General features: G+C 55.8%; 26 protein-coding genes. 10 read left to right on the forward strand and 16 right to left on the reverse strand.

Annotated elements, in window-relative coordinates; translation table 11 throughout:
- Window positions 1-14 precede the first annotated feature (14 nt).
- Window positions 15-128, forward strand: a complete 114-nt coding sequence (locus IP581_RS14985; RefSeq protein WP_086868231.1) for a protein YohO — start codon at window positions 15-17, stop codon at window positions 126-128.
- Here IP581_RS14985 and IP581_RS14990 read toward each other — a convergent pair.
- From IP581_RS14990 to bglX, 5 genes are all read right to left on the reverse strand, one after another.
- Complete coding sequence (locus tag IP581_RS14990; RefSeq protein WP_193820747.1) at window positions 103-840, reverse strand: ABC transporter permease; 738 nt, start codon at window positions 838-840, stop codon at window positions 103-105. The two genes, IP581_RS14985 and IP581_RS14990, sit on opposite strands and share 26 nt — an antisense overlap.
- Window positions 824-1,771, reverse strand: coding sequence for an ABC transporter ATP-binding protein (locus IP581_RS14995; RefSeq protein ID WP_086868227.1), 948 nt, complete (start codon window positions 1,769-1,771; stop codon window positions 824-826). Before IP581_RS14995 ends, IP581_RS14990 begins: the two co-directional genes overlap by 17 nt.
- The gene (locus IP581_RS15000; RefSeq protein WP_193820748.1) at window positions 1,764-2,918 is read right to left on the reverse strand and encodes an ABC transporter permease; all 1,155 of its coding nucleotides are present in this window, start codon (window positions 2,916-2,918) and stop codon (window positions 1,764-1,766) included. The genes IP581_RS14995 and IP581_RS15000 overlap by 8 nt, the downstream gene beginning before the upstream one ends.
- Window positions 2,919-2,926: 8 nt before the next feature.
- Entirely contained in the window at window positions 2,927-3,844 is a 918-nt protein-coding gene (gene osmF, locus IP581_RS15005) for a glycine betaine ABC transporter substrate-binding protein OsmF (RefSeq protein ID WP_086868221.1), read from the reverse strand.
- Window positions 3,845-3,993: 149 nt separating this feature from the next.
- Window positions 3,994-6,291 (reverse strand): beta-glucosidase BglX, encoded by a 2,298-nt coding sequence (gene bglX, locus IP581_RS15010; RefSeq protein WP_193820749.1) that lies wholly within the window; start codon window positions 6,289-6,291, stop codon window positions 3,994-3,996.
- Window positions 6,292-6,596: 305 nt separating this feature from the next.
- On the opposite strand from bglX, the gene dld reads away from it, so the two are divergent.
- Both dld and IP581_RS15020 read left to right on the forward strand, forming a co-directional pair.
- Window positions 6,597-8,333 carry a D-lactate dehydrogenase gene (gene dld / locus IP581_RS15015; RefSeq protein ID WP_193820750.1) on the forward strand — a complete coding sequence of 579 codons (1,737 nt, stop codon included), beginning with the start codon at window positions 6,597-6,599 and terminating at the stop codon, window positions 8,331-8,333.
- A gap of 101 nt (window positions 8,334-8,434) precedes the next feature.
- Window positions 8,435-8,989, forward strand: coding sequence for a GNAT family N-acetyltransferase (locus tag IP581_RS15020; protein WP_097399399.1), 555 nt, complete (start codon window positions 8,435-8,437; stop codon window positions 8,987-8,989).
- On the opposite strand, the gene pbpG is transcribed toward IP581_RS15020, so the two are convergent.
- Both pbpG and IP581_RS15030 read right to left on the reverse strand, forming a co-directional pair.
- On the reverse strand, window positions 8,990-9,934 hold the full coding sequence (gene pbpG / locus IP581_RS15025; protein ID WP_193820751.1) for a D-alanyl-D-alanine endopeptidase: 945 nt from the start codon (window positions 9,932-9,934) through the stop codon (window positions 8,990-8,992). It lies immediately after the preceding gene.
- 170 nt (window positions 9,935-10,104) lie between these two features.
- Window positions 10,105-10,692 (reverse strand): Yip1 family protein, encoded by a 588-nt coding sequence (locus IP581_RS15030; RefSeq protein WP_017459802.1) that lies wholly within the window; start codon window positions 10,690-10,692, stop codon window positions 10,105-10,107.
- 170 nt (window positions 10,693-10,862) lie between these two features.
- Here IP581_RS15030 and IP581_RS15035 point away from each other — a divergent pair, with 170 nt between their 5' ends.
- On the forward strand, window positions 10,863-11,447 hold the full coding sequence (locus tag IP581_RS15035; RefSeq protein ID WP_086868211.1) for a DedA family protein: 585 nt from the start codon (window positions 10,863-10,865) through the stop codon (window positions 11,445-11,447).
- On the opposite strand, the gene IP581_RS15040 is transcribed toward IP581_RS15035, so the two are convergent.
- Window positions 11,444-12,217 (reverse strand): SDR family oxidoreductase, encoded by a 774-nt coding sequence (locus IP581_RS15040; RefSeq protein ID WP_193820752.1) that lies wholly within the window; start codon window positions 12,215-12,217, stop codon window positions 11,444-11,446. The genes IP581_RS15035 and IP581_RS15040 overlap by 4 nt on opposite strands.
- A gap of 109 nt (window positions 12,218-12,326) precedes the next feature.
- Between IP581_RS15040 and yohP the strand changes: the two genes are divergently transcribed.
- Window positions 12,327-12,410 (forward strand): small membrane protein YohP, encoded by an 84-nt coding sequence (gene yohP / locus IP581_RS15045; RefSeq protein ID WP_000698460.1) that lies wholly within the window; start codon window positions 12,327-12,329, stop codon window positions 12,408-12,410.
- Window positions 12,411-12,449: 39 nt separating this feature from the next.
- Here yohP and IP581_RS15050 read toward each other — a convergent pair whose 3' ends face one another.
- Window positions 12,450-13,406, reverse strand: coding sequence for an MBL fold metallo-hydrolase (locus IP581_RS15050; RefSeq protein WP_097399396.1), 957 nt, complete (start codon window positions 13,404-13,406; stop codon window positions 12,450-12,452).
- 73 nt (window positions 13,407-13,479) lie between these two features.
- Between IP581_RS15050 and IP581_RS15055 the strand changes: the two genes are divergently transcribed.
- Complete coding sequence (locus tag IP581_RS15055; RefSeq protein WP_097399395.1) at window positions 13,480-14,394, forward strand: LysR family transcriptional regulator; 915 nt, start codon at window positions 13,480-13,482, stop codon at window positions 14,392-14,394.
- Between the two features lie 34 nt (window positions 14,395-14,428).
- Here the strand turns inward: IP581_RS15055 and IP581_RS15060 are convergent, their stop codons facing one another.
- The 4 genes from IP581_RS15060 to dusC all read right to left on the reverse strand — a co-directional run bounded on the left by IP581_RS15060 (window position 14,429) and on the right by dusC (window position 19,791).
- Window positions 14,429-15,820: a glycoside hydrolase family 1 protein gene (locus IP581_RS15060; protein ID WP_193820753.1), complete on the reverse strand. Its 1,392-nt coding sequence runs from the start codon at window positions 15,818-15,820 to the stop codon at window positions 14,429-14,431.
- 15 nt (window positions 15,821-15,835) lie between these two features.
- Complete coding sequence (gene bglF, locus IP581_RS15065; RefSeq protein WP_193820754.1) at window positions 15,836-17,692, reverse strand: PTS beta-glucoside transporter subunit IIABC; 1,857 nt, start codon at window positions 17,690-17,692, stop codon at window positions 15,836-15,838.
- 125 nt (window positions 17,693-17,817) lie between these two features.
- Entirely contained in the window at window positions 17,818-18,651 is an 834-nt protein-coding gene (gene bglG, locus IP581_RS15070; protein WP_193820755.1) for a transcriptional antiterminator BglG, read from the reverse strand.
- A 189-nt stretch (window positions 18,652-18,840) separates the two neighbouring features.
- The gene (dusC, locus tag IP581_RS15075) at window positions 18,841-19,791 is read right to left on the reverse strand and encodes a tRNA dihydrouridine(16) synthase DusC (RefSeq protein ID WP_193820756.1); all 951 of its coding nucleotides are present in this window, start codon (window positions 19,789-19,791) and stop codon (window positions 18,841-18,843) included.
- Between the two features lie 220 nt (window positions 19,792-20,011).
- On the opposite strand from dusC, the gene IP581_RS15080 reads away from it, so the two are divergent.
- The 4 genes from IP581_RS15080 (at window position 20,012) to sanA (ending at window position 22,972) form a co-directional block, all read left to right on the forward strand.
- Entirely contained in the window at window positions 20,012-20,410 is a 399-nt protein-coding gene (locus IP581_RS15080) for a CidA/LrgA family protein (RefSeq protein WP_065370513.1), read from the forward strand.
- Window positions 20,407-21,102 carry a CidB/LrgB family autolysis modulator gene (locus IP581_RS15085; RefSeq protein WP_086868199.1) on the forward strand — a complete coding sequence of 232 codons (696 nt, stop codon included), beginning with the start codon at window positions 20,407-20,409 and terminating at the stop codon, window positions 21,100-21,102. Before IP581_RS15080 ends, IP581_RS15085 begins: the two co-directional genes overlap by 4 nt.
- A 129-nt stretch (window positions 21,103-21,231) precedes the next feature.
- Entirely contained in the window at window positions 21,232-22,119 is an 888-nt protein-coding gene (cdd, locus tag IP581_RS15090; RefSeq protein WP_193820757.1) for a cytidine deaminase, read from the forward strand.
- A 121-nt stretch (window positions 22,120-22,240) separates the two neighbouring features.
- Entirely contained in the window at window positions 22,241-22,972 is a 732-nt protein-coding gene (gene sanA / locus IP581_RS15095; protein WP_086868196.1) for an outer membrane permeability protein SanA, read from the forward strand.
- Here sanA and IP581_RS15100 read toward each other — a convergent pair.
- The 3 genes from IP581_RS15100 to mglC all read right to left on the reverse strand — a co-directional run bounded on the left by IP581_RS15100 (window position 22,965) and on the right by mglC (window position 24,942).
- Window positions 22,965-23,390: a hypothetical protein gene (locus IP581_RS15100; protein WP_086868195.1), complete on the reverse strand. Its 426-nt coding sequence runs from the start codon at window positions 23,388-23,390 to the stop codon at window positions 22,965-22,967. The two genes, sanA and IP581_RS15100, sit on opposite strands and share 8 nt — an antisense overlap.
- A 136-nt stretch (window positions 23,391-23,526) precedes the next feature.
- Window positions 23,527-23,754: a hypothetical protein gene (locus IP581_RS15105; RefSeq protein WP_086868194.1), complete on the reverse strand. Its 228-nt coding sequence runs from the start codon at window positions 23,752-23,754 to the stop codon at window positions 23,527-23,529.
- Between the two features lie 177 nt (window positions 23,755-23,931).
- The gene (gene mglC, locus IP581_RS15110; RefSeq protein WP_017459789.1) at window positions 23,932-24,942 is read right to left on the reverse strand and encodes a galactose/methyl galactoside ABC transporter permease MglC; all 1,011 of its coding nucleotides are present in this window, start codon (window positions 24,940-24,942) and stop codon (window positions 23,932-23,934) included.
- Between the last annotated feature and the right edge of the window lies 1 nt (window position 24,943).

The raw sequence follows: 24,943 nt of genomic DNA on the forward strand, positions 1-24,943 counted from the left end.
AGAAGGAGCATAAAATGAAGTCTGGTAAAATCCTTGTTATCGCTATCTTTTTGCTGATGGCTATCGGCGGAATTGGTGGCGTCATGCTCGCCGGTTATTCGTTTATTGTGCGTGGCGGTGTCGGTTGAGCCGCTGCGCCAGCCGTTCAAATCCCCGATCGACAATAATCGCTGCCAGCGCCACCAGCACCGCCCCCTGCACCACATAAGCCGTATTAAAACCGCTCAGGCCAATGATGATTGGCGTCCCCAGCGTACTTGCACCCACCGTGGAAGCGATGGTGGCGGTGCCGATATTTATAATCACCGACGTGCGCACCCCGGCGATAATCAGCGGTGCGGCGAGTGGTAATTCGACTTTTAACAACCGCTGCCACGTGCTCATACCCATGCCTTTCGCCACACTTTGCACGCTTTCCGGCACCGAGGCGATCCCCGCCAGCGTCCCCTGTAAAATCGGCAATACGCCATACAGTACCAGCGCAATAATCGCCGGTTGTTTACCAAAGCCCATTACCGGCACGGCAATCGCCAGCACCGCCACCGGGGGAAAAGTTTGCCCCACGGCGGCAATGGTTTCCGCCAGCGGGCGAAACTCCCGCCCGGCAGAACGCGTGACCGCAATGCCTGCGCCAACGCCCAGCACAATCGCTATCACGCTGGAAACCGCGACCAGCGAGAAATGGGCGACGGTAAGCGAAACAAAACTCTCCTGCAAATAGACCGGGCGCGGCAGTTGCGGAAAGAACGAACTAAACAGCGCCGCGCTGTGCGGCAACCAGACCAGCAGCGCAATAAACAGCACCATCAGCCACAGTAGCGGATCACGCAGGATCTTCACAGGCGGCCTCCACACGCAGCAAATCGCGAAAATGCAGACTGCCGCAGGGCTGCCCCTGCGCATTATTCACCGGCAACACCTCGCACTGCTGGGCGACAAACGCCGAGAGCGCTTCACGCAGCGTCATCGCTGCCTGAAGCGGTTCACCGACATCAACGCGTTCACTGCGCAGATATCCGCTCACCTGACGCAATGAGAGCAGCCGCACGCCAAGCTCGCTGCGGCCAAAAAACTCGCGCACGAAATCGTTACGCGGCGCGGTCAGCATCGATAACGGCGTGCCCTGCTGTACCACCTTGCCACCATCCATCAACACCAGGTGATCGGCCAGTTGCAACGCTTCGTCAATATCATGCGTCACCAGCACAATGGTGCGCCCAAGCAGGCGGTGAATACGCACCATCTCCTGCTGTAACGCCGCGCGTGTCACGGGATCAAGCGCGCCGAAAGGTTCATCCATTAGCAGGACTTCCGGATCGGCGGCAAGCGCACGGGCAACGCCCACACGCTGCTGCTGACCGCCGGAAAGCTGATGGGGAAAACGCTCGCGCAGGGAAGACTCCAGCCCAAGCAAGGCCATCAGTTCATCAACCCGCGCGTCGCGCTTCGCGCGCGACCATTTTTGCAGTTGCAGCACGGTGGCAATGTTCTGCGCCACCGTCCAGTGAGGAAATAATCCAATCGACTGAATGGCATACCCCATGCGACGGCGCAGCTCCAGCACCGGCAGCGAGCGGATATCTACCCCGGCAAAGGTAATTGTGCCTTCGTCATGCTCCACCAGCCGGTTAATCATCTTCAGGGTGGTGGATTTTCCGGAACCCGAGGTGCCAATCAACACCGAAAACGCGCCAGTTTTAACCTGCAAATCGAGATGGCTAACCGCGGGCTGACCGGCAAAGGTTTTACTGACATTATTAAATTCAATCATGATGTTTCACCTTCAGCAGCGCTATCCCTAACGCAAATAACGCATCAACGATCACCGCCATCGCGATAACCGGAATGACGCCCAGCAACACCAGATCCAGCGCGCTGCTAAGCAGCCCCTGAAAGACCAGCGCACCAAACCCGCCCGCGCCGATCAATGCGGCAATCACCGCCATCCCGACCGTTTGCACCGCCACCACCCGCAGGCTGCGCAGCAGCAGCGGAAGCGCCAGCGGCACGCGCACCTGCCAGAAACGCTGACGCGCGCTCATGCCCATCGCTTCGGCGCTTTCCAGCACCTCCTGCGATACCTGGTTTAATCCGGCGACCACGCCGCGCACCAGCGGCAGTAAGGCATAGAGAATGAGCGCAATCAGTGCCGGTGTCAGGCCGGTTCCGGCAATGCCAAAACGACCAAGCTCAGGAAATTGCTGTACCAGCCCGGCAAGCGGGGCTATCAGTAAGCCGAATAGCGCCACCGAAGGAATGGTTTGAATGACGTTGAGCAGAGCGAATACCGGTCCCTGCCGGGAAGGATGACGATAGCACCACAACCCGACGGCGAAGCCGAACACCAGCGCAGGCAACAGCGTGCCAAACAACAGCGTTAAATGCTGCGCCAGCGCATCGTTGAACACATCCTGGCGATTGGTGTATTCGCGTAGCAGTGAGAGATTATCCAGCGCGCCGCTGAGTAATAAATAGAGAGGAAAGCACCACACCTGCGCATGCAGCAACCAGCGCCACACGGGGTTTACCACCACGCGGCGAATCGCATCGCTACAGGCCAAAAGCGTCAGTGCCAGCCACAGCCATAACCCGCTGCCGGGTGATGTGCGCGCCAGCGGGCTGCCCGTTTGCACGAGATCGGTCGCCGCCCTGCCCGCGCTCCATATCAGCAGGCAGAACAGCACTTCGGTGAACAGCAACGTTGCCACCTGCGCACCGCGACCGGGCAGAAAACTCATCGCCAGTAATATCGCGGGTGCCAGTAACCAGAGCGCGGAAAAAAGCTGCCATAAGGCGCGGCTTTCGCCGGAGACCAGCCGGTTTGGCGCATAGTTCACAAACGGCAGCCACGCCGCCAACCCGCCCAGTACCGCCAACAGCAACAACACACGGTTATGGCAGCGTATCGAAACATCCATAGGGGTAATTATTTCACCAGGCCTTTTTCTTTCAGGTAGTCAGCCGCGACTTTCTTCGCATCCAGCCCTTCCACCGCAATACTGGCGTTGAGTTTTTGCAGCGTTTTCTCATCCAGGCTGGCAAAGACCGGTTTTAGCCACGTATCCAGTTCCGGGTAGGCTTTCAGCACAGATTCGCGAACCACTGGCGTTGGCGCATAGATGGGCTGCACCCCTTTCGGATCGCTCAGGGTCTGCAGCCCCAGCGCTGCCACCGGTCCATCCGTACCGTAGGCCATCGCCGCATTGACGCCGGAGGTTTGCTGCGCTGCTGCTTTGATGGTGACCGCCGTATCGCCACCGGCCAGCGACAACAATTGATCCTGTTTCAGCTTAAAGTCGTAGGCTTTTTCAAACGCGGGCAGCGCATCGGTGCGCTCAATGAATTCAGCCGAAGCGGCGAGCTTAAATTCACCGCCCTGCTTCAGGTAGCGGCTCAGATCCTCAAGCGAGTTAAGTTTGTTTTTCTGCGCCACATCCTGACGCACCGCAATCGTCCAGGTGTTGTTCGCCGGGGCGGGGGTTAGCCAGACCAGCTTATTTTTTTCGGCATCCAGCTTTTTGACTTTCTCGTAGCCCTGCTGCGCGTTTTTCCACGCCGCATCGTTCTCATCTTTAAAGAAGAACGCACCGTTACCGGTGTACTCCGGATAAATGTCCAGCTCACCAGAGGTGATCGCGCCGCGCACCACTGGCGTGGTGCCGAGTTGCACTTTATTGACTGTTTTTACGCCATGACTTTCCAGAACCTGCAAAATGATATTGCCCAGCAGCGCCCCTTCGGTATCAATTTTAGAACCGACCTTTACCGGCTCCGCCGCCTGCAGCGGGAGGCTCACGGCGGCCATCAACCCTATTGAGCACGCAATCTTTTTCATGATTGTCATTGTACTTCCCTCATTTTTTACCGCCTTTTTCAGCAGCTTGAGAAAAGAGCGTAGCCGAAAAATAGCCGCTTTGTCGCCTGAGAGCCCTAAACGATAAAGGAATAAGATATAGCGAGGAAAATCAGGCCGGTTTCCCGGCCTGGGAAAGGTTAACGCAGTTCGAAAGCGCCCTGATTCACGCGCGCGGAATCAACGCCGATAAAGACGTTGAATTTGCCCGGCTCCGCGTCATATTTCATGCGCTGGTTCCAGAATTTCAGCGCATTAATATCGATCGGGAAGCTAACGGTTTGGGTTTCGCCCGGTTTCAGATTCACCTTATCAAAGCCGCGCAGTTGTTTTACCGGACGGCTCATTGACGCGGTGACATCCTGCAAATACATCTGGATAACCGTTTCGCCTTCTCGCTTGCCGGTGTTGGTCACCTCAACGCTGGCGGTCACTTTGCCGGTGCGCGTCATCGACGGCGCAGACATCTTCACGTCAGAGACTTTAAAGGTGGTGTAGCTCAGGCCATAACCAAACGGATAGAGCGGGCCGTTCGCTTCGTCGAAGTAGCGGGAGGTATATTTGTTCGGTTTATCGGCGTCATACGGGCGTCCGGTGTTCAGGTGGCTGTAATAAACCGGGATCTGACCAACCGAGCGCGGGAAAGACATCGGCAGTTTGCCGGACGGGTTGTAATCACCAAACAGAATATCGGCAATGGCGTTGCCGCCTTCGGTGCCGGCAAACCAGGTTTCCAGAATGGCGTCGGCTTGCTGATCCTCTTTCACCAGCGCCAGCGGACGACCATTCATCAGCACCAGCACCAGCGGTTTGCCGGTGGCTTTCAGCGCGGCAATCAAATCGCGCTGGCTCTGCGGAATGGTGATATCGGTACGGCTGGAGGCTTCATGCGCCATGCCCTGTGCTTCACCGACAACCGCAACAACCACGTCGGATTTTTTCGCCGCAGCGACCGCTTCATCAATCATCTCTTTGGGCGAGCGCGGATCAACCACTACCGCCGGTTCATAGAGATTGAGAAAATTAACGATATCCTTGTCATTGGTGATGTTTGCCCCTTTGGCATACACCACTTCACCTTTACCGGCCAGCGCGTTGCGGATACCGGTCAGCACGGTAACGGACTGATCGGCGACACCAGCCGCAGACCAACTGCCCATTGAATCGCGTTTGCTGTCGGCCAGCGGGCCCACCACCGCCACGGTGCCCGATTTTTTCAGCGGCAGCGTTTCCAGACGGTTTTTCAGCAGCACCATACTTTCGCGCGCCACTTCACGCGCTTCTTTGCGGTGCAGACGACTTTCGGCATTGGTGTCTTTCGGGTCGCTCTCCTTCGGCCCCAGGTGGCTGTACGGATCGTTAAACAGCCCCATATCGTACTTCACATTCAGTACGTGGCGGGTGGCATCATCAAGTTCCGCCATCGTCACTTTGCCGGATTTCACCAGGCCCGGCAGGTATTTGCTGTAGTACTCATCGCTCATACTCATGTTGATGCCGGACTTCAGCGCCACGCGCACGGCGTCTTCCGGGTCGGCGGCGGTGCCGTGTTTTATCAGCTCTTTAATCGCCCCGTGATCGGAAATGGTGATGCCTTTAAAGCCCCATTCGTCACGCAGCAGATCTTTCAGCAACCACGAGTCAGATGACGCCGGCGTGCCGTTGAGCGAGTTCAGCGCCACCATGACGCCGCCGCTGCCAGCGTCCAGCGCGGCTTTGTACGGCGGCATATAGTCGTTGAACAGGCGCTGCGGGCTCATATCAACGGTGTTGTACTCTTTACCGCCTTCAACCGCGCCATAAGCGGCGAAGTGTTTCACGCTGGTCATGACCGCGTAGCGATCCGCCGGGCTTTTGCCCTGCATCGCTTCTACCATGGTGCGACCCATTTCAGCGGTCAGGTACGTATCTTCGCCAAACCCTTCAGAAACGCGGCCCCAGCGCGGATCGCGCGAGACATCGACCATTGGCGCCCAGGTCATATTCAGGCCGTCATCCGCCGCCTCATAGGCAGAAACGCGGCCCACCGTTTTCACCGCATCAAGGTTAAAACTGGAAGCAAGACCGAGGCTAATCGGGAAGACGGTACGCTGGCCGTGTACCACGTCATAGGCGAAAAACAGAGGGATTTTCAGACGACTAAGCTGCATCGCCTGATCCTGCATGGCGCGAATATCCTGCCGGGTGACGGTGTTAAAAATCGCGCCGACCTGGCTTGCTTTGATCATGTCGCGAATGGCTTCTTTTGGGTTATCCGGCCCGACGCTGATTAAACGCAACTGGCCGATTTTTTCATCGACCGTCATTTTCTTGAGCAACTCAGTGACAAACGCATCCCTTGCTTCTGGCGTCAGCGGATGGTTGCCGAACATCTCCTGAGCCAGCGCTGGTTGCAGCGCGAGGCTCACAGCGACACCTACAGAACATAGCCATTTCATGTCGTTTACTCTCTTGTTTTTCACCCATAACCGCGGTCACTGGCCGCGAAAGAAACGCAGTGTGCCATAATCCTGGCACGTGTTGCAGAGTGGGACTCTGATTTTTATGCGAATTCGCTCCCCCGTTTGGTTTTACGGGACTACCATTAATGCGCACTTTACACGTCATCATGCATAACGCGCCAAAGCGGCAGGTTCACATTCTTATGACGCTTACTGAGATAAGCTTCCGGGTGCCAACGCCAATAAAAGACGGCCCGAAGAATGAAATGTCTTGAACAATGATTAGCCACAAGGAGTGGATAATGTCACATCCAAACAACGCCTTTATCAGCGAACTCAAACGGCTGGTTGGCGCTTCTCACCTGCTTACCGACCCGGCCAAAACGGCCCGCTATCGTAAAGGCTTTCGCTCTGGACAGGGCGATGCGCTGGCGGTGGTTTTCCCCGGCTCGCTGGTCGAATTATGGCGCGTTCTGCAGGCCTGTGTTAACGCCGATAAAATTATTCTGATGCAGGCGGCCAACACCGGGCTGACGGAAGGATCGACGCCAAACGGCAATGATTATGACCGGGAAATCGTGATTATCAGCACCCTGCGCCTTGATAAGCTGCACCTGCTGGATAACGGCGAACAGGTGCTTGCCTACCCGGGTACGACGCTCTATTCGCTGGAAAAAGCGCTTAAACCGCTGGGCCGCGAGCCGCATTCGGTGATCGGCTCCTCCTGCATTGGCGCGTCGGTCATCGGCGGGATCTGCAATAACTCCGGCGGTTCGCTGGTGCAACGCGGCCCGGCCTACACCGAAATGTCGCTGTTCGCGCGTATCGATGAGCAGGGCAAACTGGTGCTGGTAAACCATTTAGGGATTTCGCTGGGGGAAACGCCGGAGCAGATTTTAAGCAAGCTCGATGACGATCGTGTGAGCGATAGCGACGTGCTGCACGACCAGCGCCACGGCCACGATCATGATTACGTCACCCGCGTGCGCGATGTCGATGCCGACACGCCGGCGCGTTACAACGCCGACCCGCAGCGCTTGTTCGAAGCGTCCGGCTGTGCGGGCAAACTGGCGGTGTTCGCCGTGCGTCTGGATACCTTCCCGGCCGAAACGCGCCAGCAAGTGTTCTACATCGGTACCAATCAAACGGCAGTGCTGGCGGAGATCCGCCGTCATATTCTGGCGAACTTCGAACACCTGCCGGTCGCCGGTGAGTATATGCATCGCGATATTTACGATATCGCCGAACGCTACGGTAAAGACACCTTCCTGATGATCGATAAACTCGGCACCGACAAAATGCCGTTCTTCTTCACCATGAAAGGCCGCACCGAAGCGCTACTGGAAAAGGCGGCGGTGTTTAAGCCGCATTTTATTGACCGCTCATTGCAAAAAATCAGTGGCTTTTTCCCGTCTCACCTGCCGCCGCGCATGAAAGAATGGCGCGATAAATATGAGCACCACTTGCTACTGAAAATGTCCGGCGATGGCATTGCGGAAGCAGAAAACTGGCTGAAAACGTACTTTGCCAGTGCCGAGGGGGATTTCTTCGTTTGCACTCCTGAAGAGGGGAGCAAAGCGTTTTTACACCGCTTTGCCGCCGCCGGTGCGGCGATCCGCTACCAGGCCGTTCATGCCGATGAAGTGGAGGATATTCTGGCGCTGGATATCGCGCTGCGCCGCAATGACAGCGACTGGTTTGAGCATCTGCCGCCGGAAATCGACAGCCAGCTGGTGCATAAACTCTATTACGGCCACTTTATGTGCCATGTTTTCCACCAGGATTACATTGTGAAAAAAGGCGTGGATGCCCATGCGCTGAAAGCGCAAATGCTGGAACTGTTACGCCAGCGTGGCGCGCAATATCCGGCCGAGCATAACGTCGGGCATCTGTATGAAGCCGCTGAACCGTTAAAACGTTTTTATAAAGGAAACGACCCGACAAACAGCATGAACCCCGGCATCGGTAAAACCAGCAAGCGTAAGTTCTGGCAGGAAGAATCGGCGACAGATAATGCATCGTCAACGGCGATGAAATAACCCGGCGACGGGCTGTATTGTGTGCTCCTTTCGTAATAGAGTAGCGAACAGCGCCAGAGAAACGTTTCTATGGCCGCCTGCTTTGAAGGAGCACACCCGTTATGTCAGCTGTCGATATCTTATCCGGTCCTGCGGTGGTAGTGCGCGACGCCTGCCCTGACGACGTTCACGCCATCGCTTCGCTTTACGCCTGGCATGTTCTGCACGGCCGGGCCTCCTTTGAAGAAGTCCCACCTACTATTGATGAAATGCGCAGCCGCATGAATCGCATCGCGAAAGAGGGTTTGCCGTGGATGGTGGCGCTCTATCACGGCATCGTGGTCGGCTATTGCTATGCCGGTTATTACCGTCCGCGCGAGGCCTATCGTTACACGCTCGAAGAGTCCATTTATGTGGATGCCAGCATGACCGGGCGTGGTATTGGCAGCACGTTGATGAGCGCATTGATCGCACGTTGCGAAGAAGGCCCGTGGCGGCAACTGATTGCGGTGATTGGCGATGGCAACAACAATTCCGGTTCGCTGCGGCTGCATAAAAAGCACGGGTTTGAGATTGCCGGGCAGTTGCGAAGCGTCGGTTACAAGAAAGGCGACTGGCGGGATACGCTGATCATGCAGCGTCCACTCAACGACGGTGACTGGACGCTGCCGGAGTAATTAATCGTTTTGCGCGGTCTGCTCACCCGCAGAAGGGTTTTGTGCCATCTGCGCCGCTTTCTGGCGCTTATAGCTTAATGCAGAAGCCGGAACCGGCTGCACTTTGCCGGTTTCAATCCAGGTGCGCAAACGACTGGCATCGGCAAAGTGGGTAAATTTGCCAAACGCATCCATCACCACCAGCGCTACCGGTTTGTTGTTAATCACGGTGCGCATCACCAGGCAGTGTCCTGCCGCATTGGTAAAGCCGGTTTTCGTCAACTGAATGTTCCAGTTATCGCGGTACACCAGGTGGTTAGTATTGCGAAACGGCAGTGTATAAGCCGGGTTGGCGAAGGTGGCCATCTCTTCACGCGTGGTGCTGAGCTGACCAATCAGCGGATACTGTTTGGTGGCAATTAACAGCTTGCTCAGGTCGCGGGCGGTCGAGACGTTGTGAATTGACAGGCCGGTCGGTTCAACATAATGGGTATTAGTCATGCCCAGCGCTTTCGCTTTGGCGTTCATCGCCGCGATAAAGGCGTTATAACCGCCCGGATAGTGGTGCGCGAGACTCGCCGCCGCGCGGTTTTCCGAAGACATCAGCGCCAGCAGCAGCATATCTTTACGGCTGATTTCGCTATTGAGGCGCACGCGAGAGTAAATCCCTTTCATCTCCGGCGTCTGGCTGATATCCACTTTGAGTTTCTCATCCAGCGGCAGGTGCGCATCCAGCACCACCATCGCTGTCATCAGCTTGGTAATGGAAGCAATAGGACGCACCAGATCAGGGTGGCTGGAGTAGATAACCTGATTGGTTTGCAGATCGACAATCATCGCGCTACCTGAAGCGATTTCAGGTTGTGCGGCGGTGGTCGCCGCTGTGGTTTTCGCGACGGCAAACGGCGCCACGGGCGCAGCCAGTATTAACGCCAGGCTTAATAAGGAAACTCGAAATTTCTGCATGGTGAGACTTCTGAAAATTATTCACGCACGTTATTACGCACACCGCTTCTGTCAGCCGGAGCAATAACAGAGCTGGCTTTGGCATAATAGCCGCCACGCAGGGTTGCCGCCAGAGGATAATCGTTGCGAGAGATTGCGTTGCCGACATTTACGCCAGCAACGCAACAGGTTTAGAACAAGCGGTAACCGTAACCCCACAGGATCACCGTCAGCGCCAGCAGCACTTCGAGTACCAGCACCCCGATCGCCAGCGTCGAGCTTGAGAAACTTAAGCCCTCTTCTTTATTGATATTCAGGAAGGTTGGGATACCGACATACAGCAAGTAACCGGTGTAAAACAGCGCCACCGTCCCCACCAGCGCGCAAAGCCACACCAGCGGATAGAGCGCCACAATCCCACTGAGAAACAGCGGCGTCGCCACATAACCGGCGAACACCATGCAGCGCCCTAATGAGGGCCGCTGCGGCAAGCTACGCGCCATCCACCAGATCACGCGCCCCATCACCGCCACGCCTGCCAGCATCAACGCATAAAACAGCACCGCCAGATAGAAACCGGTAAACAATGACAGCGTCACCACACTGTTTTCACCAAAATTCCAGCCGATTTGCGTCGTCCCAATAAACGCGCAGACAACCGGAATGGCCGCCATGATTAATACATGGTGAGTGTAATGATGCGAAATTGTCTCGTTTTCGCCCTTAATAACCTGCATTTCACGATCGGGATGGGAAAAGAGTCCCCAGACATGGTTCATAACGCCCCCTCGCTGAAAGCCCGAACATCGACACTGTCAGTATAATTCACTATTACGATTATTTTTTGTACAACAACAAAAATGGCGCGACAACGAAACGGCGTCATTCCGGCGAAGGCGCGATATCGGGTGTATGCTTAAAAGCGTTTTACCGGGAGGACATAAAAACAATGGATATCAATCATCTGATTAGCCAGTACGGCTACGCCGCGCTGGTGATTGGTAGTGTGGCTGAAGGAGAGACAATTACCCTGCTGGGCGGTGTCGCCGCGCACCAGGGGCTATTACGGTTCTGGCTGGTGGTGATATCCGTGGCGCTGGGCGGCATGATCGGCGATCAGTTGCTCTATCTGCTCGGCAGACGCTACGGCACGAAAATCCTGCGCCGCTTCTCCCGCCACCGGGAAAAAATCCACCAGGCGCAGTCGCTCATCCGCCGCCATCCCTACCTGTTTGTTATCGGTTCACGTTTTATGTACGGCTTTCGTATTATTGGCCCACTGTTGATTGGCACCAGCCGTTTACGACCGAAAATCTTTCTGCCGCTCAACATCGTGGGTGCCATCGTCTGGGCACTGCTGTTTACCACGCTCGGTTACGTAGGCGGGGAAGTGATTGGCCCGTGGCTGCACCAGTTCGACCAGCATGTTAAACGCTGGATCTGGCTGATTCTCGCCATCGTGCTGGTGGTGGCGCTGCGCTGGTGGTTTCATCATCGGCGGAAAAAACGCCAGCGCAACGCGGCGAACGACTAAGCCGTTTTCGGTTTGAACTGCGGGTTAGCCAGCATAAAACCGCCATCAATAATCAACGATTGTCCGGTGGTGTAGCTGGCATGTTCTGAACAGAGCCAGGCAACCATGCTGGCGATCTCTTTGGTGGTGCCCGGTCTTGTCAGCGGAACAATGGGCAACGAACCCGGTTTTGCATCTTCATCGCGCATGTTGTTCATCGGCGTGGCTATTGCCCCCGGCGCGACGGCGTTGACCAGGATGTTGTGATCCACCAGTTCCAGCGCCATCGATTTGGTTAACCCGCCGAGCGCGTGTTTGGCGGCGGTATAGGCACTGGCGTCCGGTAACGGCGTATGCTCATGCACCGAGGTGATATTAATAATGCGCCCGCCCTGCCCCTGCTGCACCATGTGCCTGGCGGCGATTTGCGAGCAGAGAAACGCGCCGTCGACATCGACGGTAAAAATGCTGCGCCAGTCCTCAAATTTCATATCAAGAAACGGGGTTTTGCTCATCGCCCCGGCGTTATTCACCAGCACGTCAATGCGCCCGAAGCGGGAAATCAACGTCTCAATCGCCTGCGCCCCTTCCGGCAACTGGCTGAGATCGAGGTGGATGGTTTCCGCCCGCCGTCCAAGCGCCTCAACATGCAAAGCAGCCTCTTTCGCGCCCTTTTCGTCCGAATGCCAGGTAATGCCGATATCAAACCCCTGTTCCGCCAGCATCAGCGCACACTGTCGGCCAATCCCGGAATCGGCGGCGGTCACAATCGCAACTTTGGTTACAGGCATAGGTCGTCCTCTGGTTAACAAATAGACAGGTAAGTATAGGAAAAAGGCACAACTGCGTGAGATTGCCTACGCTTTTAACTACCTGCATATAAAAAGGACGAAGAAAATGATGAAGATACTGCTTTGGGCAATCCTGATTATCTTTCTGATTGGTCTGCTGGTGGTCACTGGCGTATTTAAGATGATCTTCTAACTGTGTCGCCGGGTAGCTCCCGCTACCCGGCTTTGCTGATTAATTCCCCTTAGCGCTGTAATTCACCGGCACCCAGCGATAACCGTTGTCCGCTTTCATCACTTTACCGATACCCGGGAAAGCAATATGCGCCGCGGCCACCCAGTCGCCTTCACGCGCGACCTGCGCCAGCACCTTTTCACGGGTTGTTACCGCTTGCTGCTGATTAACATCGAAATGGATCGCCACTTCCGGCTGGGGGAGTTGCACCGGGTGCGCGTGAATAATATCGCCCCACAGCATCAGCGTCTTACCGCCGTGAGTGACGCGGTAAATGACGCTGCCTGGCGTGTGTCCCGGGGCCGGGATCGCTTCAATGCCGGGGATAATTTGCGTTGGCGCACGGAAGGGGCTGAGCTTACCGGCATCGATAACCGGGCGCAGCGAGCGTTCGGACTCCGCAAAAGTATGGCGCTGCCCCTCTTCTACCTCTTTTTCATGTGCCGGGTTGAGCCAGAAATCGACATCACGCTGATCGACCCGCACGGTGGCATTCGCAAATACCGGTTTGCCGTCGCGCTGCACGCCGCCGGAGTGATCGGCATGGATATGCGTCAACAGCACCGTATCGATGGTCGCCGGATCAATGCCCGCCGCCCGCAGGTTTTCCGGCAGATGACCGCCCGCGTCACCAAACAACTGCCCGGCACCGGCATCCACCAGAATGAGCTGCTTACCGGTGTTAATCACAAAGGCGTTGATCGAGGTTTCGGCATTGACGGGTAAACTGGCCTGCGCCATCCGTTCCTGCAACTGCTCCGGGGTGATATGGGTCAACAGTTTGTCGAACGGAACCGCTACGGTGCCATCGGAAACGGCGGTGATTTGCCAGTCGCCCATCGCCATGCGGTAAAAACCCGGCGCTTGCGGCTGGTGTGTTGAGAGCGGTGTGGCGGCAATAGCGCCAAAACTCAACCCCGCCGTCGCCAGCGCCAACAGAAGTGGATAATGTTTCATACTCTTCTCCAGTCGTTTTCATTGCGCCAGTATCCGGCAACGGCTACTATCACTCCAATTGATTGGAGTAATAATGACTATCAAAGAGAATGATTTCCGCAAAATCGATCTTAATTTATTGATCGCCTTTGCGGTGCTGTTTCGCGAACAGAGCGTTTCCGCCGCAGCGGATAAGCTGCATCTGGGTCAACCGGCGGTAAGCGGTGTGCTGTCGCGTCTGCGTACCTTGTTTGACGATCCGTTGTTTATTCGTAGCGGCCATAAAATGCAGCCCACCGCCCGCGCCGTGGAGCTGCACACAGAACTGCTACCGCTGCTGGAGCAGTTGCAAAGCGCGCTGTTTCAGCAAACGGCATTTGATCCGCAAACGGCAACCGTTACGCTGACGCTCGGGATGGCGGACTGGGTGGAAATGTGGCTGATGCCGAAGCTGATCCCGGCGTTGCAACAGGCCGCGCCTGGCATGCGCCTGAATGTGGTGGCCAGCGATCCCTTCAGCGACGCAGGTCGGCTGGAAGGCGGCGAGATGGATATGGCGATAAGCGTCGCCGAGGCCGGACCGCGCTGGCTGGAGCGCGAGGTGCTGACCACCATGCCGTTTATCACGCTCTGGCATCCGCAACAGCTGGCGTTGAGCGCACCGCTGGATATCGACACTTTTGCCGCGCAGCCGCACTTAATGGTCAGCTACCGGGAAGCCACCAGCAGCCACTTCGACACGCTGCTGGCAAAAACCGGCCATCAGCGCCGCATCTACTACACCACGCCGCATTTCGCCGCCCTGCCGGGGTTACTGGAGACCATGCCCGCACTGGCAACCGTACCGGCAGGCCTGGCGCAGGAGTGGCAGCGCACGCGCGGGTTTGCGAGCAGCCCGCTGCCGCTGGATGTGCAGCCAATTGAGCTGGCAATGCTGTGGCATCAGCGCCACAGCAGCGATCCGGCGGTAATGTGGCTGAAAGCGTTTATCGCTAAACGCCTTAACTGACGCCTCTGCCCGCTCAACGCGGGCAGAGCGGGTGTTATTTCAGACTCTCGCCATTGCTGGCGATGACATCGCGATACCAGTAAAAACTTTTCTTACGGCTGCGTGCAAGGGTGCCGTTGCCATTATCATCGCGATCGACATAAATGAAGCCGTAACGCTTAGAGATCTCCGCTTTGGAGGCGCTGACCAGATCAATCGGCCCCCAACTGGTGTAGCCCATCACCTCCACGCCATCGTCAATCGCTTCGCGCACCTGCACCAGATGATCGTTAAGATAAACAATGCGGTAATCGTCGTTAATGCTGCCGTCCGCTTCCACCTTGTCTTTCGCGCCCAGACCGTTTTCAACGATGAACAGCGGCTTCTGCCAGCGATCCCACAACATATTAAGCAGTGTGCGCAGGCCAATCGGGTCAATCTGCCAGCCCCACTCAGAGCTTGCCAGATGCGGGTTCTGCACCATGCTGAGAATATTGCCGCGCGCTTTCTGGTTCAGCTCTTCATCAGTAGTGACACAACCGGTCATGTAGTAGCTAAAAGAGATAAAATCGATAGTCGATTTCAGCGCGTCACGGTCAGCATCGGTGATATCGATGCGAATGCCGTTGTCGCGGAAATAGCACAGCATATAGCCCGGATAGGCGCCACGGCACTGTACATCGCCAAAAAATTCCCAGCTACGGTTCTGCTGGAGCGCTTCCAGCACATCTTCCGGTTTACAGCTCAGCGGATACATCAAACCGCCCAGCAACATGTTGCCGATTTTGCTGTCAGAGACAATCTCGTGGCAGGCTTTTACCGCCAGCGCACTCGCCACCAGTTGGTGATGAATGGCCTGGTACACCTCCGCTTTGCTGCTGGTTTCCGGCAGACCTACGCCGGTCATCGGCGCGTGCAGCGACATGTTGATCTCATTAAAGGTCAGCCACAGTTTCACTTTGCTGGCATAGCGGGTGAACACCGCGCGCGCATAACGTTCGAAAAACGCGATGGTTTTGCGGTTGCCCCAGCCGCCGTACTGCTTTACCAGCCCCCATGGCATCTCATAGTGGGAGAGCGTGACCAGCGGCGTGATGCCATGTTTTGCCAGCTCATCAAACAGCTTGTCGTAAAATGCCAGGCCGGCTTCGTTCGGCGCGGGCTCATCCCCGTTGGGGAAGATGCGCGTCCAGGCTATCGACACTCGCAGGCAGCGAAACCCCATCTCGGCAAACAGGGCGATGTCTTCCGGGTAGCGGTGATAGAAATCGATCGCCACATCTTTCAGGGCGCTGTCACCCGGCACACGTTCGACAACATCGCCAAACACGCCTTTTGGCTGTACATCAGAGGTCGAAAGACCTTTCCCACCTTCAAGATACGCGCCCTCCACCTGATTGGCCGCGAGTGCGCCCCCCCATAAGAACGCTTTCGGAAATGCTTTCATCTCTTTCTCCTTTGATTAACCCGCAACCGCAAGCAGCGGCATACCGGCCTGAACTGAACGGGAGGCCACGGTGTGAACGCCACCGAAGCTGTCGCTGTTACTGATGATAATGGGCGTGGCGAGATCGAATCCGGCGGCGATAATCGCCTCGCGATCGAACTCCAGCAGCAGATCGCCGGCTTTCACTTTGTCACCCACCTGCACATGGGCGGTGAAGGGCTTCCCGTCGAGTTTCACCGTGTCGATACCGACGTGGATAAGCACTTCAATGCCGTTATCGCCGAGCAGGCCTATAGCGTGTTTGGTTTCAAACAACGAAGCTACTTCACCGGCAAACGGCGCCACCACCCGACCATCGGCCGGAATAATCGCCACCCCTTCCCCCAGCAAACCGCTGGCGAAAGTGGTGTCCGGCACCTGGTCGAGCGCCAGCACGCTACCGTTCATCGGCGCGAGGACCGCGCTGGCCGTTGCCGGGACAACGTCAACCGGCTCTGCGGCAACGGTCGTTGCCGGCAGACCGGCAACAAACGTCAATACGCAGGAGAGCACCAGCGCTACAACACACCCGACAATGCCGCCCCACAGCGTGGCGTCAACGCCGCCCGGCGGGATCATCTGCGCCAGCGTAAAGACATTGGCAAAACCGAAGGAGTAAACATGGCTGTTGCTGAAGCCAACAATCGCGCCGCCCATCGCCCCGGCGACACAACCGAAAATAAACGGACGACGCAGCGGCAGCGTTAAACCGTAGACCGCCGGTTCGGTAATACCAAAAATACCGGCGGCGATGGCGGAGCCTGCCAGCATTTTCTGTCGGCCATCGCGGGTACGCAGGAAGATCCCCAGCGTTGCTCCCACCTGGCCTAATACCGCAGGCAGCAGGACAGGCAGCATGGTGTCCTGGCCGAACACCGCCAGGTTGTTGATCATTAACGGCACCAGCCCCCAGTGCAGACCAAAAATCACACAAACCTGCCACAGCGCGCCGAGCGCCGCGCCCGCCAGCCACGGTGCCAGCGTGTAAACCGCCTGGTAGCCATGCGCCAGCATCTGGCTAAGCCAGGTGGCGATCGGGCCAATCACCAGAAATGTCAGCGGCACGGTAATGGCAATGCAAAACAGCGGTGTGAAGAAGTTCTTAATCGACGCGTGCAGAAAGCGGTTGCCCTGCTTTTCCAGCCAGCAGCTAACCCACGCAGCCAGAATAATGGGGATCACCGACCCGCTGTAATTGATGAAGGTGACCGGCATACCCAGGAAGGTTTCGCTCACCGCTCCGCTCGCCTGGCCGGCTTCAAAGGCACTTATCATTAATGGGTGCGTTAACGCGCCGCCAATCGCCATCGTAATAAACGGGTTGCCGCCAAATTTTTTCCCGGCGGTGTAACCGAGGATCAGCGGGAAGAAGAAAAAGAGCGCGTCGCTGGCGGCGAACCAGATTTTGTACGTGCCGCTGGTGGTCGTGAGCCAGCCACATACGACCGCCAGCGCCAGTAAACCTTTAAGGATACCGGACGCCGCAAGAATGCCGATAAAAGGGGTGAAAATGCCGGAAATGATATCAATGATGCGGCCAAACAGACTGCCTTTATCATCGCCTGCCGCCACGGGCGTATCGTCTGTTAAGCCCGCTTCGTTACGCACTGCTTGCCAGACATCATGAACGTGGTTACCAATCACCACCTGAAACTGGCCGCCGCTTTCCACCACCATAATCACGCCGGGGTTGGCTTTTAAGCCTTCGGCATCGGCTTTTTTCATCTCTTTAAGTTTAAAGCGCAACCGCGTGGCGCAGTGCACCAGGCTTGTGATGTTCTCTTTGCCGCCTACGTGGCTGAGGATCTCTTTTGCCAGCGCTTGATATTCCATGCTGCGTTCCTTACTTCATGCCCGGAGGCGTTGACTGAGTAAAAAAAAACCTGAGACCGGCACCTCGCGGTGTCGGACTCAGGTTTTGCCTGCATTATGCTTGCAGTAACAATCCGTAAAGCGCGTTAGCGCCGTTCTTTGCGTACCCGCTCAATATGAATAGCGAGGAACATAATCTCTTCTGTGGTCAGCGAGCGCTGATAATTGCTTACCAGGTGACGCGCCACTTTTTCCGCACACTGCCAGGCCAGCCGGTAGTTCTCTTTCACCGCCTGGTGGAGCGACACATCGTCGTCTTCCACCACCGTGCGGCTCAGCATGCGCTGGGAGAAGAACTTCAGGTGCGTGACAAAACGGTGATAGCTCAGCGACTCTTCATCGTATTCCAGCTTCAACTGGTACTTCACGATATGCAAAATTTCCTGCATCACCTTAGTGATATGCATCACTTCAGGCATTTCGCTGTTCAGTTGCGCCGTCACCAGATGCAGGGCAATAAACCCCGCCTCATCTTCCGGCAGCTCCACGCCAAGGCGTTTCGCGAGGATCGCCCGCGCCTGCTGACCCAGTTCAAACTCTTTCGGGTAGAGGCGTTTTATCTCCCACAACAGCACATTGCGCACCACCGCGCCCTTTTTCTGCCGCTCAATGGCAAAAAAACAGTGGTCGGTCAGCGTGATGTAGAGGCTCTCCTGCAACTTCCCGAGCCGCTCTTTGGCAAGTTCAATAATGCGATCGCAGGCGGTCATCACCTCCAGCGGGATCTGACTAAGAAGCTCGCCAAGACGCCGCACCAGTTCATCGCTTTGCAGGGCGAACACTTTTTCGATGCAGCGCTCATCAAGCTGGTCGCCGGGGCGTTTCTGGAAGGCAATTCCCCTGCCCATCACCACTTGTTCGCGCTGCTGCTCGTCCAGCACCACCACGACGTTATTGTTTAATATTTTGGCGATATTCATTCCGACCCCGGAAACAAAAAAACCTGACCTCCGGCAGTTGCCAGATGATCAGGTTTCGCCTGCTTGCGCAGTAACAATCCACGCCCGCACTTTAAACCAGCTTTATCAGAGCGAACAACGAGACAGCCAGTGAAATGTGATCGCCATCATACGATATATTCAGTTAATAAATGTTGTAATCGGCGCGTGTTAGACGCCAACGCGGCTACGCTGGCGGGCGATCGCTTGCGCGATATCGTCGGAATTTTTATAGGCGCGGATCTCGGTAAACAGTTCGCTGGCCTCAAGATATTCTTTACGTAAATAACCGAGCCACTGTTTGATGCGCGCAACATGATACAAACCGGTATCGCCCTGCTTTTCCAGCCGCGAATATTTCGCCAGCAATTCGACAACCTCCGGCCACGGCATACGCGGTTCGTTGTACTTCACCACCCGGCTAAGATTCGGCACATTCAGCGCACCGCGACCAATCATCACCGCATCGCAGCCGGTGGCCGCCATACAATCCTGCGCACTTTTCCAGTCCCAGATCTCGCCATTGGCAATCACCGGGATCGTTAACCGCTTGCGGATCTCACCGATGGCGTGCCAGTTAATGCACTCCGCTTTGTAGCCCTCTTCTTTGGTGCGCCCGTGGACTGCCAGTTCGCTGGCACCGGCCTGCTGTACCGCATCGGCAATTTCAAACGCCCGAGCGGGGCTGTCCCAGCCAAGACGCACTTTTACCGTCACCGGCAGATGTGACGGCACCGCTTCACGCATCGCTTTTGCGCCACGGTAGATAAGCTCAGGATCTTTGAGCAACGTCGCGCCGCCGCCGCTGCCGTTGACCAGCTTCGACGGGCAACCGCAGTTGAGATCAACACCCCAGGAGCCCAGCTCAACCGCGCGCGCGGCATTTTCCGCCAGCCACTGCGGATATTGCCCTAAGAGTTGAATACGCACCAGCGTACCGGAAGGCGTGCGGCTTTGACGATGCAGTTCCGGGCAGATTTTATAGAAGGATTTTACCGGCAGGCGTTGATCCACCACGCGCAAGAATTCGGTGATGCACAAATCATAATCGTTAACCTCAGTCAGCAGCTCGCGCACCAGCGAATCGAGCACGCCTTCCATCGGCGCCAGTAATACACGCATATCTCGCCCCATAAAAAAGAGGCGCCATAGTAGCGTCTCTGTTCAGGCGTGGAAAGTGCCTTTCTTCACTACACTTTGGGCTACATCATGCGGTAAATCTTGTGGGAATGCATAACGTTCCTGAATGGAATGTTTGGTATGCTCACAATTCATGATGTGATCAGTAGCACGTTTTTCGCTTTAATTGTATGATGAATGCGTTTCGACAAGGGCTTTCACCATGAGTAACTCATTGAATATTATCTGGCAGTATCTTCGTGCGTTTGTGCTTATTTACGCTTGTCTCTACGCAGGCATTTTTGTTTCATCCCTGCTGCCGATTGCCATTCCTGGCAGCATTATCGGCATGCTGATTATGTTCGTGCTGCTGGCGCTGCAAATTCTGCCCGCCAAATGGGTAAACCCCGGTTGCTTTATTTTGATCCGTTACATGGCGCTGCTGTTCGTGCCTATTGGCGTAGGCGTGATGCAGTATTACGACCTGCTGCGCGCGCAGTTCGGCCCGATTGTTGTTTCTTGTGCGGTGAGCACACTTATCGTCTTTTTGGTGGTGAGCTGGAGCACCCATCTGGTGCACGGCGAGCGTAAAGTGGCAGGACAAAAAGGTCAGAAAGAATGATGACGTATATCTGGTGGTCGTTACCGCTGACGCTGGCGGTGTTTTTCGCCGCGCGTAAACTCGCCGCACGTTTCAAGCTGCCGCTGCTCAACCCACTGCTGGTGGCGATGGTGGTGATCATCCCGATCCTGCTGGTCACGGGCACTCCCTATGACCACTATTTCCAGGGCAGTAAAATCCTTAACGATCTGCTGCAACCCGCCGTCGTGGCGCTGGCGTTTCCGCTCTATGAGCAGTTACACCAGATTCGCGCCCGCTGGAAATCGATTATTACTATCTGCTTTATCGGCAGCATGGTGGCGATGTTTTCCGGTACCGCCGTGGCGCTGCTGATGGGCGCGACACCGGAAATTGCAGCGTCAATATTACCCAAATCCGTCACCACGCCGATTGCGATGGCGGTTGGCGGCAGCATTGGCGGTATCCCGGCCATCAGCGCTGTCTGCGTGATCTTTGTTGGCGTATTGGGTGCGGTGTTTGGCCATACCTTGCTGAACCTGATGCGTATCACCACAAAATCAGCACGCGGGCTGGCGATGGGAACCGCCTCGCATGCGCTGGGAACCGCGCGCTGCGCCGAGCTGGATTATCAGGAAGGGGCGTTCAGTTCGCTGGCGCTGGTGATTTGCGGGATTATCACCTCGCTGGTCGCCCCGTTTTTGTTCCCGGTTATCCTCGCGTTGCTGGGCTAAAATTTGCGATACGTCGCGCATTTTTAATTTGAGTTTCATAAGTTGCACATACAGTGTGAAGTGAATCACACATAAGGGCTATACAGCCCCGTAAACTACGATTCCAATACACTGCTATGAGGCACAGCTATGCATTCACGTTTTCACCCTGCTTTTTCCGGGCTTGCGGAGAATTTACAGACCGCACTGGCTCCTCTGCTGGCGGATGAGCACTTCCCCGCCATGCTGAGCGCAGAGCAGGTGGCAACATTGCAAAGCGCAACGGGGCTGGACGAAGATGCGCTGGCATTTGCGTTGCTGCCGCTCGCCGCCGCCTGCGCCCGCACCGACCTATCCCACTTCAACGTGGGCGCGATTGCGCGTGGCGTCAGCGGAACATGGTACTTCGGTGCCAATATGGAGTTTGCCGGCGCGACAATGCAGCAAACCGTGCATGCCGAGCAGAGCGCTATCAGCCACGCCTGGCTGCGCGGTGAAAAAGCGCTCTCTTCCATCACCGTCAACTACACGCCGTGCGGCCACTGCCGCCAGTTTATGAATGAACTCAACAGCGGTCTGAGTCTGCGCATTAACCTGCCGGGTCGCGCGCCGCATACGCTGGGTGATTACCTGCCGGACGCGTTTGGTCCAAAAGATCTTGACATCAAAACGCTGTTAATGGATCAACAGAACCACGGTTTTGCATCGAGCGGGGATGAGGTAGCGCAGGCGGCCATTCACGCGGCAAATAAAAGCCATTCGCCCTACACCACTTCGCCGTCAGGCGTGGCAATTCTTTGTCGTGACGGACGTATCTTCAGCGGGAGCTACGCGGAAAACGCCGCGTTCAACCCAACGCTGCCACCATTGCAAGGCGCGCTGAATCTGCTAAGCCTTAGCGGTTTTGATTACGCAGATATTCAACGCGCGGTGCTGGCGGAACGCGCCGATGCGCCGCTCACCCAATGGGATGCCACTGCCGCAACATTGCGCGCGCTGGGATGTGAGCATGTCGAACGCGTTTTGCTAAGTAAATAATTGTCGCTGCGGGTTCGCGCCCGCAGTGATGAAAAACCCCGCAATTGAACTGCCGTTTCTTGCGCTTGCCGTACGGGTAAAGTAGCCTGAGGGACATTCTAATCCTGTTCGAGTCTGCTGCATGTTAAAGCGTTTTACTTACAGCTTGTTAGTCCTTATCGGCTTACTGCTGTTGACTGCGCTTGGCTTAGACCGCTGGATGAGCTGGAAAACCGCCCCCTATATTTACGACGACTTGCAGGATCTCCCCTGGCGCCAGGTTGGGGTGGTTCTCGGCACTGCGAAGTACTACCGCACCGGCGTTATCAATCAATATTACCGCTACCGAATTCAGGGTGCGCTTAATGCGTATAACAGCGGCAAGGTTAACTACCTGTTGCTGAGCGGCGATAACGCGCTGCAAAGTTACAACGAACCGATGACCATGCGTAAGGATTTGATTGCCGCCGGTGTCGATCCTGCCGATATCGTGCTGGATTACGCCGGTTTCCGGACGCTGGATTCGATTGTGCGCACCCGCAAAGTCTTCGATACCAACGATTTCATCATCATTACCCAACGTTTCCACTGCGAACGCGCGTTATTTATCGCCCAGCATATGGGTATTCAGGCGCAGTGTTACGCCGTGCCTTCGCCGAAAGATATGTGGAGCGTACGCGTACGCGAGTTTGGCGCACGGCTGGGTACTATCGCCGATCTCTATATATTCAAGCGTGAGCCGCGCTTCCTCGGCCCGCTGGTGCCCATTCCGTCAATGCAGGAAGTGCCGGACGACGCGCAAGGCTACCCGGCCGTCACCGCCGAGCAGCTTATCGATATGCAAAAGAAAGGAAAAAACGGAAGCGTTAATTAATTGCCGCGTTGCGACTGCTGGTTTTCACTGGACGAACAAGCGTAAAGCCGCGCTCAACGAAATGACGGTGATCGATAACCGCACGGCTGGCTTTATCGAGCGTCCAGTGACCATTTAGCGCATTGAAGGACAGGGCCTTCTCCCCTTCCGGCGTATTCACCAGGTATTCCCCGCTTTTTAAGTACCCTGCGCTGCAGACAATTCGCGCTGGCGGGCTGTTCTTCATTCTGAACTCTATTTTGCGAAAACCGGTGGGCACCGGGCAAAAGTAAAAAAAAGGCAATGCGGTGATTTTTATATCGCCAAGTGAGGCAATCACGTCGCCATCGCGCAACAGTTCGACATTTTTCAAAGAGAAGTTAACAGGTGAGTTTTTTTCATGCGGTAAATTATCAACAGTAAAATAGACAAAATTCATAAGCGCCCCTGAGCTGCGGATACAACATCATTCACAGATTCATTCTTTCAAGCGTAAGTAGCTATGGGCAGACAGGCATTCAGAATTGACTTAAATATCGGGCACATGGGATGTACCCGAAGTGCAAAGCGAAGCGTCAGGCCACTTTGCTCTCATGCTGTTGCAGGCTTCGCTCAAGGTCGTAGATCAGGCTTCTCACCATATCCGGGGTTAAATTAAAAAAGGGCGAATCAAAGGTCGTTGTTCCCGCGCCGCAGGGTCCCGTGCTGCAACCAAACTTCACTACCACGCCATTTACATCCTCTACCACTCCCACCTGCCAGCCAATCACGGGAAGTGCAGGAAACGCGCACTCGCTGTTCATCCCTAATCTCCTTATTAATGTTGCGTCTTTATTGAGCGTAGCACCGAAGCAAAAAATTTAACAACTCGCCGCGCGTGAAGTTTTTTGGAGGAAGGCAGTGGGTTTACTCCATGGCAGCAGGGGGAAACAGGCAAAAAAAAGCCCGCTTTTTGAGCGGGCCGGGTACAGACGATGGGATTATTTTTTGCGTGCGTATTTCAGCGAGTCCAGCGCCACGGCGAAGATAATGATGCCGCCTTTGATGATGTACTGCCAGTACGGGTTAATACCGATATAGGTCAGGCCGTAGTTGATAACGGTGAAGATAATCACACCGGTCACCACGCCAAGCACGGTACCCACGCCACCGCTGAAGGAGACCCCGCCAACCACGCAGGCGGCGATGGCGTCCAGTTCATACATAAAACCAAGGTTGTTGGTGGCAGAACCGATACGACCCGCTTCCAGCATCCCGCCGAAGGCATAGAACACCCCGGACAGCGCGTAAATCATCAGCAGGTTCAGCGCCACGTTAACGCCGGAGACTTTCGCCGCTTCCGGGTTACCGCCGATGGCGAAAATGTTTTTGCCAAAGCGGGTTTTATTCCACAGCACCCAGACGAACGCCACGGCGATCAACGCGTAGAAGGTGATATATGACAAGCGGAAGCTGCCCAGCGCAATAAAGCCCTGCGTAAAGGTCGAGAAGCCGCTGTCAAAGCCGGAAATCGGCGACGCGCCAACAAAGTCGTAGTACAGGGAGTTGATACCGTAAACGATGATCATCGTACCCAGCGTGGTGATAAACGGCGTCACGTTCAGGTAGGCAATCACGATACCGTTTACCAGGCCAATCACCGCGCCGATCGCGCAAACAATCAGGATCACCACCGGAATCGGCATCGTCGCCATATCCGGGAAGACCTTGTTGACGTTTTCCATCGATTGCAGCAGCGTTGCGGCAACCACCGCCGCGAGGCCAACCTGACGCCCGGCGGAAAGGTCGGTACCCTGGGTAACAATCAGCCCCGCAACACCCAGCGCGATAATAATACGCACCGAGGATTGGGTCAGAATGTTACTTAAGTTCAGCAGACTTAAGAATGTGGGATCCTGAAAAATGATAATGGCCAGTAACACTAAAAGAACAACGTAAATACCGCCGTCTTTCAGATAAGTGAGAAAAGTTTTCTTATTTAACGCACTCATG

Origin of the sequence: Kosakonia pseudosacchari, from assembly GCF_015167415.1 — a bacterium.
GTDB classification, from domain to species: Bacteria; Pseudomonadota; Gammaproteobacteria; order Enterobacterales; family Enterobacteriaceae; genus Kosakonia; species Kosakonia pseudosacchari.